11 protein-coding genes are annotated in these 11,399 nt (G+C 75.0%); 7 read left to right on the plus strand and 4 right to left on the minus strand.

Annotated features, from left to right (window positions below; all coding sequences use genetic code 11):
* Window positions 1-7 precede the first annotated feature (7 nt).
* The 4 genes from Athai_RS19495 to Athai_RS19510 are packed head-to-tail and all read left to right on the plus strand — an operon-like array spanning window position 8 to window position 3,754.
* The gene (locus Athai_RS19495; RefSeq protein ID WP_203962823.1) at window positions 8-400 is read left to right on the plus strand and encodes a (2Fe-2S)-binding protein; all 393 of its coding nucleotides are present in this window, start codon (window positions 8-10) and stop codon (window positions 398-400) included.
* Window positions 397-1,839, plus strand: a complete 1,443-nt coding sequence (locus tag Athai_RS19500) for an FAD-dependent oxidoreductase (protein ID WP_203962824.1) — start codon at window positions 397-399, stop codon at window positions 1,837-1,839. Before Athai_RS19495 ends, Athai_RS19500 begins: the two co-directional genes overlap by 4 nt.
* Window positions 1,836-2,753 carry a dihydrodipicolinate synthase family protein gene (locus Athai_RS19505; protein WP_203962825.1) on the plus strand — a complete coding sequence of 306 codons (918 nt, stop codon included), beginning with the start codon at window positions 1,836-1,838 and terminating at the stop codon, window positions 2,751-2,753. Before Athai_RS19500 ends, Athai_RS19505 begins: the two co-directional genes overlap by 4 nt.
* Window positions 2,753-3,754 carry a proline racemase family protein gene (locus Athai_RS19510; protein WP_203962826.1) on the plus strand — a complete coding sequence of 334 codons (1,002 nt, stop codon included), beginning with the start codon at window positions 2,753-2,755 and terminating at the stop codon, window positions 3,752-3,754. The genes Athai_RS19505 and Athai_RS19510 overlap by 1 nt, the downstream gene beginning before the upstream one ends.
* 75 nt (window positions 3,755-3,829) lie before the next feature.
* On the opposite strand, the gene Athai_RS19515 is transcribed toward Athai_RS19510, so the two are convergent.
* Window positions 3,830-4,801, minus strand: a complete 972-nt coding sequence (locus Athai_RS19515; protein WP_203962827.1) for an AraC family transcriptional regulator — start codon at window positions 4,799-4,801, stop codon at window positions 3,830-3,832.
* Window positions 4,802-4,882: 81 nt separating this feature from the next.
* Between Athai_RS19515 and Athai_RS19520 the strand changes: the two genes are divergently transcribed.
* The 3 genes from Athai_RS19520 (at window position 4,883) to Athai_RS19530 (ending at window position 7,391) form a co-directional block, all read left to right on the plus strand.
* Window positions 4,883-5,425, plus strand: coding sequence for an anthrone oxygenase family protein (locus tag Athai_RS19520; RefSeq protein WP_203962828.1), 543 nt, complete (start codon window positions 4,883-4,885; stop codon window positions 5,423-5,425).
* A gap of 192 nt (window positions 5,426-5,617) precedes the next feature.
* Window positions 5,618-6,235, plus strand: coding sequence for an RNA polymerase sigma factor (locus Athai_RS19525; protein ID WP_203962829.1), 618 nt, complete (start codon window positions 5,618-5,620; stop codon window positions 6,233-6,235).
* Window positions 6,228-7,391: a CU044_5270 family protein gene (locus tag Athai_RS19530; RefSeq protein ID WP_203962830.1), complete on the plus strand. Its 1,164-nt coding sequence runs from the start codon at window positions 6,228-6,230 to the stop codon at window positions 7,389-7,391. The genes Athai_RS19525 and Athai_RS19530 overlap by 8 nt, the downstream gene beginning before the upstream one ends.
* A gap of 43 nt (window positions 7,392-7,434) precedes the next feature.
* Here the strand turns inward: Athai_RS19530 and Athai_RS19535 are convergent, their stop codons facing one another.
* The 3 genes from Athai_RS19535 to Athai_RS19545 all read right to left on the minus strand — a co-directional run bounded on the left by Athai_RS19535 (window position 7,435) and on the right by Athai_RS19545 (window position 11,354).
* Window positions 7,435-8,937 (minus strand): sensor histidine kinase, encoded by a 1,503-nt coding sequence (locus Athai_RS19535; RefSeq protein WP_239157436.1) that lies wholly within the window; start codon window positions 8,935-8,937, stop codon window positions 7,435-7,437.
* Window positions 8,938-9,049: 112 nt separating this feature from the next.
* Complete coding sequence (locus Athai_RS19540) at window positions 9,050-9,811, minus strand: response regulator transcription factor (protein WP_203962832.1); 762 nt, start codon at window positions 9,809-9,811, stop codon at window positions 9,050-9,052.
* A gap of 160 nt (window positions 9,812-9,971) precedes the next feature.
* Complete coding sequence (locus tag Athai_RS19545; RefSeq protein ID WP_203962833.1) at window positions 9,972-11,354, minus strand: hypothetical protein; 1,383 nt, start codon at window positions 11,352-11,354, stop codon at window positions 9,972-9,974.
* Window positions 11,355-11,399 lie beyond the last annotated feature (45 nt).

An 11,399-nucleotide genomic window follows, 5' to 3' on the forward strand; every position in this document is an offset into this window, starting at 1 on the left:
AGCGGCCATGAGTTCGCGAGCGATCCGGCCCGACGCCGACGTGCTGGGCCGCGCCGACCGGCCGGTCACGATCCTGGTCGACGGCACGCCGGTCACCGGGATCGCCGGGCAGTCCATCGCCGGTGTGCTGCTCGCCGCCGGCCGCACCGCCTGGCGGTACGGGCCGACCGGCGGCGCCCGTGGCGTGTTCTGCGGCATCGGGGTGTGCTTCGACTGCCTGCTGACCGTCAACGGCATCCCGGACGTACGGGCCTGCCGCCGCCGCGCCCGCGACGGTGACGTGATCGCCACCCAGTCCCGGGCCGCCGCCCCGTCCACGGTGGACGACAACGAGGCCGGTGGCGAACCGGAGCCGCCTGCTCCCGCCACGACACCGTCCAGTGTGGATGGTGCCCGGTGAGGCACGTGGCGGTGATCGGGGCCGGGCCGGGTGGGCTGTCGGCGGCGGCCACCGCGCTCGGCGCCGGCGCGCACGTCACGCTGGTCGACGCGGCCGAGCAGCCGGGCGGCCAGTACCACCGGGCGCCGGCGCCCGAGTTCGGGGCTACCCGACCGGACCGGCTGCAGCACGGCTGGCGCGACTTCGCCGCCCGGCGCGACCAGGTCCTGGGCCATTCGCGCTGCACGTTCCTGCCGGAGACCAGCGTGTGGGCGCTGGAGGGTGCCGACGGGATACCGGTGGTGCACGTGCTGACCGGGCCGGCCGACGGCGCCGGCCGGCGGCGCCGCACGATCGAGGCGGACGCGTTGGTCCTCGCGGTCGGCGCGCACGACACCATGCTGCCGTTCCCCGGCTGGGAGCTGCCCGGGGTGGTCACCGCGGGCGCGGCGCAGGCGCTGGTGAAGGGCGAACGGGTGGCGATCGGTGAGCAGGTCGTGGTCGCCGGCACCGGTCCGTTCCTGCTGCCGGTGGCCGCCGCGCTGCTCGGCGCCGGCTCGACCGTCCGGCAGGTGCTGGAGGCGAACCGGCCGGGCCGGATCGCCGCCGGTTGGGGCGCGCGCCCGTGGCAGCTCGCCGCCCAGGCCGGCAAGCTGCCCGAACTCGCCGGGTACGCGGCGACGCTGGCCCGGCACCGGGTCCCCGTGCTGGCCGGCCGCGCGGTGGTCGCCGCCCGCGGTGACGGCCGGGTCGAGGAGGTCGTCACCGCCCGGCTGCGCGACGACTGGTCGGCGGTACCGGGCACCGAGCGCACCGTGGCGGTGGACGCGGTGTGCGTCGGGCACGGGTTCAGCCCGCAGCTGGAGCTGCCGGTCGCCGCGGGGTGCGCGCTGCGCGCCGAGCCGGACGGTCGCCGGTTCGTCGCCGTCGACGCCGACCTGCGCACCAGCCGGCCGGGGGTGTACGCGGTCGGTGAGCTCACCGGCATCGCCGGCGCGCCGGCCGCCCGAGCGGAGGGCGCGCTGGCCGGCTGGCTCGCGGCCGGCGGCCCGGACCGCCCGGCGGTACGCGCGCTGCGGCGCCGGGTGGCCGCGGGGCGCCGGTTCGCCGACCGGCTGGCCGCCGCGCATCCGATCGGTGCCGGCTGGCCGGGCTGGCTGCGCGACGACACCGTGGTCTGCCGCTGCGAGGACGTCCGGTACCGCGCGCTGCGGCTGGCGGCCGACCAGGACCCCCGGGTCGCCAAGCTGGGCACCCGGGCCGGGATGGGCCCGTGCCAGGGCCGCATCTGCGGTCCGACGGTCGCGGCGCTGCGCTCCGCCGAGGCCGCGCGCCGCCGGGCGGCGGCCGGTACGGCGGCCCGCGGCGGCAACCCGCACCACCGCCCGATCGCCCAACCCATCCGCCTCGGCGAACTCGCCGCCGCCGCGGACACCGAACACAGTGAGGAGCCTTCGTGAGTACTTCGACGCGTGGACTTGGCGGTGTCGTGGTGGCGACGCCCGTCTTCTACCGCGAGCAGGCCAGCGCACCGGCCGGTCTCGCGCTGGACTTCGACGCCTACGCCGAGCACTGCCGCTGGCTGGTCGACAACGGCTGTCACGGGGTCGGCCCGAACGGATCGCTCGGCGAGTACTCGTCGCTGACCGACGAGGAGCGCCGGCGGGTGGCCCGGACCGCGATCGACGCGGTCGGCGCCGACGCGACGGTCATCGTCGGCGTGCACGGGGTCGGCAGTCACCAGGCCGTCCGGTGGGCCGAGGCGGCGGCCGAGGACGGCGCCGACGGCGTGCTGTGCCTGCCACCCACCATGTACCGCGCCAACGAGTCCGAGGTGGTCGCGCACTACCAGGCGGTCGCCGCGGTCGGGCTGCCGGTGATGGCCTACAACAACCCGTACGACACGAAGGTCGACCTGACCCCCCGGCTGCTCGGCGAGATCGCCGCGATCGACAACGTGGTCGCGGTCAAGGAGTTCTCCGGCGACGTGCGCCGGGTGCTGGAGATCAAGGAGCACGCGCCGGACCTGCAGGTCGTCGCCGGGGCCGACGACGTGCTGCTGGAGGCGGTGCTGATGGGCGCGGCGGGCTGGTTCGCCGGGTTCCCCAACGTGTTCCCGGCCGAGACGACCCGGCTGTACGCGCTCGCCGAGGCGGGCAAGCTGGACGAGGCGCGGGCGCTGTACGAACCGATCGTCGCGACGCTGCGCTGGGACACCCGCACCGAGTTCGTCCAGGCGATCAAGTTGGGCCTGGACCGCACCGGCCGGTACGGCGGTCCGTGCCGGCCGCCGCGCGGGCCGCTGACCGCCGCCCAGCGCGAGCAGCTCACCGCCGACCTGGACCGGGCGATCGCGGCGCTGCGGGAGTCCTGATGCGGGCCGCACGCGCGATCACCGCGGTCGACTCGCACACCGAGGGCATGCCGACCCGGGTGGTCACCGGTGGGGTGGCACCGATCCCGGGTGCCAGCATGGCGCAGCGCCGCCGGTACGCGATGGAGCACCTGGACGAGCTGCGCCGGTTCCTGGTCGACGAGCCGCGCGGGCACGGCGCCATGAGTGGCGCGATCCTGCAGCCGCCGACTCGCGACGACGCCGACTGGGGCGTGCTGTACATCGAGGTCAGCGGGTTTCTGCCGATGTGCGGGCACGGCACCATCGGGGTCGCCACGGTGCTGGTGGAGACCGGCATGGTGCCGGTCACCGAGCCGGAGACGCTGGTCCGGCTGGACACCCCCGCCGGGCTGGTGACCGCGCGGGTCGCGGTCCGGGACGGCGCGGTGCAGCGCGTCACGCTGCGCAACGTGGACGCGTTCTGCCTGGAACGGGACGCGGTGGTGCGGGTGCCGGGGTTCGGCGAGGTGCGCTACGACCTGTCGTACGGCGGGAACTTCTATGCGATCCTGCCGATCGAGCGGGTCGGGCTGCCGTTCGACCGGCGCCGCAAGGACGAGATCCTGGCCGCCGGACTGTCCATCATGGACAGCATCAACGCGCAGCGCCGGCCGGTGCATCCGGTCGACAGCGACGTGTCCGGTTGCAAGCACGTGCAGTTCCTCGCACCGGGCTCGGACGCCCGGCACTCCCGCAACGCGATGGCGATCCATCCGGGCTGGTTCGACCGGTCCCCGTGCGGTACCGGTACCTGCGCGCGGATGGCGCAGCTGCACGCCCGCGGCGAGCTGCCGCTGGACACCGAGTTCGTCAACGAGTCGTTCATCGGCACCCGGTTCACCGGACGGTTGCTGCGTGACACCGAGGTCGGCGGCCTGCCGGCGGTGGTACCGGAGTTCTCCGGCCGGGCCTGGATCACCGGCACCGCCAGCTACCTGCTCGACCCGACCGACCCGTTCCCGCACGGCTTCGTGCTCTGATCCGAAGCGCCGCCCCGGCGCCCAACGGCACCGGGACCGGTGCGGGCCCGGGGCACGCCCGCGGCGGGAAGAGCGTCAGGCGGGCAGCCGGCGCCAGCCCGGGGCGGCGACCGGCGGATGGCTCGCGGCGGCACGTTCGCGGTGTTCGCGCGGGCTGATCCCGCGCACCCGCTTGAAGGCGGTGGACAGCGCGAAGGCGGTGGAGTACCCGACGCGGGCGGCGACCCCGGCCACCGTCGCGTCCGGCTCGCGGAGCAGGTCGGCGGCGAGCCCCAGCCGCCACTGGGTCAGGTAGCCCATCGGCGGCTGCCCCATCAGCTCGGTGAACCGGCGGGCCAGCGCGGCCCGCGACACGTGCACCTCGGCGGCGAGCGCGCTGACGGTCCACGGTGCCGCCGGGTCGTCGTGCAGCAACCGCAGCACCGGCCCCACCACCGGGTCGGACTGCGCCCGGTACCAGGGCGGCGGCTCGTGGCCGGGGCGCGACAGGTGGTCGCGCAGCACCGCCACGAGCAGCAGGTCCAGCAGCCGATCGAGGACCGCCTCCTGGCCCGGCTCGTCCCGCTCGACCTCGGTGGCCAGCAGCCCGACCAACGGCGACGTGCACTCCGGTACGTGCACCACCGGCGGCAGCGCGGCCAGCAGCGGCCCGCACACCTCGCTGAGCACCTGGTAGGTCCCGGTGATCAGTACGCAGCCCCCGTCCGGGCTGTTTCCCCAGCTCCGCGGGCCGGTCATCGGGTACGGCGTGGTGCCGTCGGGCGCCGTGCAGCGCTGTCCGGGGTGGATCACCGCCTGCGGCTCGGTGCCCGGTTCGTCCGCCACCGTGTACTCGTCGGGCCCGCGCAGGACGGCGACGTCTCCCGGCGCCAGCCGCACCGGGTCGCTCGCGGCCGGCAGCACCCAGGCGTGCCCGCCGGCGACCGCGACGAGCGTCAGCGGCGCCTCGTCGCGTACCCGGATCGACCACGGTGGCGCGAGCGAGCTGCGCAGCAGGAAGGCGCCGTGTGCCCGCGGCCCGGTGAGCAGCGCGTCCAGCGGATCCACGCCGCCACTCTAGACGCGTACGCATGCTCCTCGAGCGCCGTGACCATGGCCCCGAGACCCGCCTCACGGTGGAATCGGGTCATGACGATCTCGACCCCTCCGCCCACTCCCGCCGTCCCGAACGCGGCGCCGCGGACCCGCCGGTACGCCACCTCCGGCGCCACCATGCTGATGCTGTCGCTGCTGACCGTCGGGCTGGTCGCCGGCGTGTACTTCGCGTTCCAGGTGGCGGTGATCCCTGGCCTGTCGCGCGCATCGGACAGGACGTACGCGGAGGCCATGAACCGGATCAACGAGTCGATCGAGAACCCGGTGTTCTTCGCGGCGTTCTTCGGGGCGCTCGCGGTCACCGCGATCGCCACGGTGCAGCAGCGGCGCCGGGGCAACCGCACCGCCGCGCTGTTCGCGCTGCTCGCGCTCGCCCTGTACGTGGTCGGTTTCGGTGCCACGATCGTCGGCGACATCCCGCTCAACGAGCAGCTCGCCGCCGCCGGGACCGCGCACGCTGGGCCGGTCATCGACCGGATCCGGACGCCGTGGCTGGCCTGGAACGCGATCCGTACCGTGGCCTCGGTCGCATCGCTGCTCTGCCTCGGCCGGGCGCTGGCCGTGCACCGGCGCTGAGGCAGCCCCTCCGGCCGGCCGTGATGCCCCTCCGGGCCCACGGCCGGCCGCTCGCCGTACCGCGGGAGCACCGGCCCGGCCGAGCGGCCGGCGAGCATTCGGTCCACAGCTCGTGAACACCTGCTGGGCATGCGGCGAACAAGCAGTGTGACCGACATCAGGCCCCACGGGAGGTAAGGACGTGGCACCCAGATGACCAGCCCTGCCGGCGCATCGCCGGCACACTCCGACGCCGGCGAGCTGGACCGGCCCAACCTCGCCGCACTCACCGACACCGCGCTGACCGAACGGTTCGGTCGGCTGTTCACCGAACACGCCCCCGGCCTGCAGCGCTACCTGGCCCGCCGGGTCGGCGCCAGCGCCGCCGAGGACATCGTGGCCGAGACGTTCCTCACCGCGCTGCGTCGCCGGGCCAGCTACGACCCGGACCGGGCCGGCATCCGGGCCTGGCTCTACGGCATCGCCGGCAACCAGCTCAAGCAGCACGAACGTACCGAGATGCGCCGGCTGCGGGCGACCTCGCGGCTGGCCGCCGGCGATACCGCCGGCACCGACCACGCGGAGGCGGTCGGCGACCGGGTGGACGCGGCGTACCGGGTGGGTCAGCTCGCCGCGGCGCTGAGCCAGCTGCCGCCCGGCGACCGGGACGTACTGCTGCTGACCAGCTGGGCCGGGCTGGACGCCACCGAGATCGGCCAGGTCCTGCACATCCCGCCGGGCACCGTGCGTTCCCGGCTGCACCGGGTACGCCGCTGGTTGCGCCGGCAGTGCCCCACCACGACCCTGCACGAGGACGGCACCGATGACTGATCACCGAACCGAACCAATCCGTCCATTGTGGACGGACGCGGACCTGGACCGGGCGCTCGACGCGCTGCACGCCGACGACGCCGGCGAGCGACTCGGCACCGCCCGCGCCACCCTGGACGACGCGCTCGCACACCAGGGCGTACCGATGCTCACCCCCTCGCGCCAGCACGACGGCACGCCGCCGCGGCCGATCCGCACCCGACGCTGGGTGTCCGCCGCGATCGCCGCCGGCGTCGCCGTCGTCGCAGCCGCCGCGGTCGCCTTCACCGGCCCGTTCGGCCAGCACCACCCATCGCAGCACAAGCGGGCGGCGGTACCGGACAAGACGACCGTCGCCACGGTGCCCGGCGGCAGCACGATGCGGGCCGCCGCGACCAAGACCGTCCAGTTCGGCGACCCGAAGCTGGGCCCGGGCCAGTACCTGTACGTCAAGGACATCAGCTCCGAGGTCTACGTCTACGCGCCCGACCACTACACGCTCGCCTGGCGCCGCACCACGCAGACCGAGAAGTGGGTGCCGTACGACCAGTCCGGGACCTGGGTGCAGCACTTCGGTCAGATCGGCTCGATCAAGTGGCTGGTGGGTACGAAGGAGCAGATCGCCAAGCACGGTGCACAGGCGCGGAAGGGCTTCGGTGATCCACCGGCCTGGACCGAGGCCGCCTGCGGCGACTTCTACCACGTGTACTCCGGCGGCACCCCGCGCTGCGTGCAGGGCAACGAGGTACGCAAGCAGCCGAACACCGAACTGCTCAAGCAGGTGCCGCAGGACCCGAAGAAGTACCTGGCCTGGGCGGCGAACGGCAAGCCGGTGCACGCGGCCGACGTCGAGCAGCAGGTGATGCAGACCAGCGCGATGCTGCTCAGCTCCGGCGTGATCCCGGCCAAGCTGCGGGGCACGATCTACCGCGCACTGGCGATGTTGCCGAACCTGAAGGTGACCGAGCGGGTCGCGAACCTCGCCGGCAGGCGCGGCACCGCGCTCGGTCTCGACGCGTACGGCGATCGGGAGGAGATCATCATCGACCCGGACACCGGTCAGTACATCGGGATGCGGATCACCGCGCTCTCGGACAGCGACGTGCCGGCCGGCACCGTCCGCGACCTCGACGCCATGACCGTCTCCGTGGTGGACAAGCCGCGACAGCGGCCTTGACCGCAGACCCGGCCGGCCGGGCGGGGCAACCCCGCCCGGCCGGTCACTGCTGCTGCGGCGTACCGCCGGATCGGTCTGCCGGCCGTGCCGGCAGAGCCGCCCGCGGTGCCGGTGCGGCAGCCGGCACCGGCGGGTCGGAGCTCGCGCTCGGCGGCGGTGTGGTGGGCAGGCGGACGGTGAAGGTGGTCGGCGGGCTGGTGACCCCGACCGTACCGTGGTGCGCGGCGACCACCGCCGACACGATGGCCAGGCCCAGCCCGGTGCTGCCGGCGGACCGGGAGCGGGACGAGTCGCCGCGGGCGAACCGTTCGAACACCCGGGGCAGCAGCTCCGGGGCGATCCCCGGCCCGTCGTCGCGGACCGACAGCACCGCGACCCGGCGATCACCGCGCAGCCGGGCGGTCACCGTGGTATCCGGCGGCGTGTGGGTCCGGGCGTTCCCGAGCAGGTTGACCACCACCTGATGCAGCCGGGCGGCATCACCGGTGACCAGCACCGGTTCGGCCGGCAGATCCAGCTGCCAGTGGTGCTGCGGTCCCGCCACGTGCGCGTCGCTGACCGCGTCGGCGATCAGCCGGGACAGGTCGACCTCCTCGTGCGCCAGCGGCCGCCCGGAGTCCAGCCGGGCCAGCAGCAGCAGGTCGTCGACCAGCGTGCTCATCCGCGCCGACTCGGACTCGACCCGGTCCATCGCGTGCCGCACGTCCGGCGGCAGGTGGTGGCCGCCGCGGCGGGTCAGCTCGGCGTACCCGCGGATCGCGGCGAGCGGGGTGCGCAGCTCGTGGCTGGCGTCCGCGACGAACTGCCGCACCCGCTGCTCGGAGGCGTGCCGGACGGACAGCGCGTTCGCCACGTGCTGCAGCATCCGGTTGAGCGCACCGGCGACCTGACCGACCTCGGTCGTCGGCTGCAGGTCGGCGTCCGGCACCCGGACCGACAGCGCCACCTCGCCGCGCTCCAGCGGCAGCTCCGCGACCTGGCTCGCGGTCGCCGCGACCCGGCGCAGCGGGCGCAACGAGTGCCGGACCACCAGGGCACCGACCGTGCCGCCGATCAGCACCGCGCCCGAGGCGATCAGCAGTTCGATCAGCGCCACCCGCAGCAGGGTGGCGTCCACCGACCCCTGCGGCAGACCGGCGACGACGGTCTCTCCGTTCCCGACCGGCAGCCCGACCAGCCGGTACGTGCCGAGGTCACCGCCGAGGTCGACGGACCGGGGTTGGCCGTCGGCCGGTACCTGGGCCAGCTGCTGGCCGGCCTCGGTGGGCAGGCCGCCGACCGAGTGCGTCTCGACCAGCTGCCCGTCGGTGACCGCGCCCCCCTCGACGGTGGCCAGCACGGTACCGGCCGGCAGCCCCAGGAACCGCTGCGGCTGGCGGTGTCCCGGCTGCACGTCGGGCGGTTCCGGCCCGCGCTGGATCACCACCGAGTGCCGGGCGGCCTGGTCGACCTGGCCGTCCAGCTGCGCGAAGAGGTACGAGCGCAGCGCCACCTCGGTGGCCACCCCGGCCGCGACGCAGACGATCGCGATCAGTACCACCACCATCGCGGTCAGCCGGGACCGCAGCGACCAGCCGGCGAACCGGGCCCGCCGTCGCGGCGGGCCACCGGCCGCGGTACCGGCGGGGTGCGGTTGCGGGCTGCCGGTCATCACCGGTTCAGAGCGCCGGTTTGAGCACGTAGCCGGCACCGCGCAGGGTGTGGATCATCGGGTCGCGACCGACGTCGATCTTCTTCCGCAGGTACGAGATGTACAGCTCGACGATGTTCGCCTGGCCGCCGAAGTCGTAGCTCCACACCCGGTCCAGGATCTGCGCCTTGCTCAGCACCCGGCGCGGGTTGCGCATCAGGAACCGCAGCAGTTCGAACTCGGTCGCGGTCAGCTGGATGTCCTGCCCGTCCCGGCGCACCTCGTGGCTGTCCTCGTCCAGGCTCAGGTCGCCGACGACCAGCAGCGAGCCCTCCCGGGCGGCGACCCGGTGTGCCCGGCGCATCAGCCCGCGCAGCCGCGCCACCACTTCCTCCAGGCTGAACGGCTTCGTCACGTAGTCGTCGCCGCCGGCGGTGAGCCCGGCCACCCGGTCCTCCACCGCGTCCCGGGCGGTCAGGAACAGCACCGGCAGCTCCGGCGCCTCGGACCGCATCCGGCGCAGCACCTCCAGCCCGTCCAGGTCGGGCAGCATGATGTCGAGCACCACCGCGTCCGGCCGGAACTCGCGGGCCAGCCGGACCGCGCCGGCACCGTCGGTGGCCGACCGCACGTCCCAGCCCTCGTACCGCAGGGCCATGGCAAGCAGCTCGCTGAGGGTCTGCTCGTCGTCGACGACCAGCACCCGGACGTCCGAGCCGTCCGGCCGGCTCAGCCGCACCGGGCCGGCGCCGCCGTGGGCCCGGCCGGGCTCGATACCTGTCTGCCGCATGTACCCATCGTGGCCACGCCGGCTGTGGCACCGTGGGGACTTTCCTGTGCACCACCTGTACGCGTGCCGAATAGCACCCGCCGGGGCCGAACGGTACGGACAGCGCGATGCCCACCGATCCCGGCGGGATCGGTGGGCATCGGACAACGCACGCCGCGGGTCAGGCGGCCGGGCGGCGCAGCCGGTCGAGCATTCGACGCAGCCACCCGCCGGACCGCGGCGCCGCCGGCGGCCGGCCGGCCTGGGTGCCTCGTCCGGTCGGCCGGGTGGCGGCCGGCTCCGCGGCGGCCGGGGCGCCCGCCGTCGCCGGCTGGTCGGTGCCCGCGGTGAGGTCGGCGTCCTTCCCCTCGGCCGGTTCGGCGGTCGCCACGCTGGTCGGCGCGTCGGTCGCGACGGCGGCCGGCTGGTCGGTGCCCGCGGTGACGTCCGCGTCCTTCTGCGCGGGCGGCTCGTCGGTGGCGGACTGTTCCACCCCGGCCTTCGCGGCGGCCACCTCCGCCGCCGGCTCGGCCTCGGCCGGCTTCGTCGCGGAGTCCGCCGGGTCTGCGGCGGCCGGCGCGGCTGCCGCATCGCCGGCGGTGGTGGCCGGCGGCTCGGCGGCGTCGGCCGGCTCGGCTGCCGCCTCGGCGACGACCGAACCGGCCGGGTCGGCCTCGGCAACCGGCTCGGCGGTGCTGGCCGGCTCGGTGTTGTCGGCCGGCTCGGTGCTGCCGGCCGGCTCGGTGCTGCCGGCCGGCTCGGTGGCCGCGGCCGACTTGGCGCCGGCGTCGAGGCGCCAGGCCTCGATCGGCAGCTCGGTGAGGGCCAGCGCGGTCGCGTCGGCGTCCGCGTCGGCCTGGCCGATCAACCCGAGGAACGGGTTCAGCCAGGCGACCGTGGCCTGGCCGGCGAGCGCGGCCGGCACCGGCGCGGCCGGCCGGTACAGGTCGGTCCCCGGCGCCTTCTTGGCGAACGCGCCGGTGTTGGCGAGCAGCCAGACGGCGGTGACGCCGGCCTCGCGATGCGCGTCGGCCTGGGCCCGCCAGTCGGCGTCGGAGATCTTGTCGGCCAGCAGGTGCACCGCGATCCGGGTCCCGTCGGCGGTGTCGATCAGCACGTCCGGGGTCGGCGTCAGGTCGATGTCGGCGGTGCGGACGGTGCCGCCCGGGTACGCCTGCCGCGCCCAGCCGGCCACGGCCTGTCGACCGGCGAGCCGCCACATTTCCAGCTTGGCCTGCTTGTCGGTGTGCGTGGCTTCGGTCTTGGGATGCACGAAGGCGACCCGACCGGCGCCCTTGCGGACGCCGGAGAAGGCGGCGGCACAACCCGGGTACGGGCAGTGCAGCGCACCGGCCTTGGTCAGCGCGCGCCAGGATTCGCCGGCGCCGTCGGCCGCGGCGTCCGGGCTGGCGTCGGCGGGCAGGTAGCGCCAGCCGCCGTCGGCGTCGATCGCCCAGGCCTGGTAGAGCGTGGTGTCGAACAGATGGCCACGGCCGGCGACCGCACGGGTCGCGATCGGGGCGGTGTGGGGTGATTCGTCGTTGCGATCGGGCGTATCGCTCATGGGCGGCAACAGTAAAGGACGCGTCGGACCTTTGGGAAGCCGACC

It is taken from the genome of Actinocatenispora thailandica (genome assembly GCF_016865425.1).
Taxonomy (GTDB): Bacteria; Actinomycetota; Actinomycetes; order Mycobacteriales; family Micromonosporaceae; genus Actinocatenispora; species Actinocatenispora thailandica.

Coding starts and splice junctions, on each gene's coding strand:
- Athai_RS19495 (WP_203962823.1), top strand. CDS start 8: ATGAGTTCGCGAGCGATCCGGCCCGACGCCGACGTGCTGGGCCGCGCC.
- Athai_RS19510 (WP_203962826.1), top strand. CDS start 2,753: ATGCGGGCCGCACGCGCGATCACCGCGGTCGACTCGCACACCGAGGGC.
- Athai_RS19520 (WP_203962828.1), top strand. CDS start 4,883: ATGACGATCTCGACCCCTCCGCCCACTCCCGCCGTCCCGAACGCGGCG.
- Athai_RS19525 (WP_203962829.1), top strand. CDS start 5,618: ATGACCAGCCCTGCCGGCGCATCGCCGGCACACTCCGACGCCGGCGAG.
- Athai_RS19530 (WP_203962830.1), top strand. CDS start 6,228: ATGACTGATCACCGAACCGAACCAATCCGTCCATTGTGGACGGACGCG.
- Athai_RS19535 (WP_239157436.1), bottom strand. CDS start 8,937: ATGGTGGTGGTACTGATCGCGATCGTCTGCGTCGCGGCCGGGGTGGCC.
- Athai_RS19540 (WP_203962832.1), bottom strand. CDS start 9,811: ATGCGGCAGACAGGTATCGAGCCCGGCCGGGCCCACGGCGGCGCCGGC.
- Athai_RS19545 (WP_203962833.1), bottom strand. CDS start 11,354: ATGAGCGATACGCCCGATCGCAACGACGAATCACCCCACACCGCCCCG.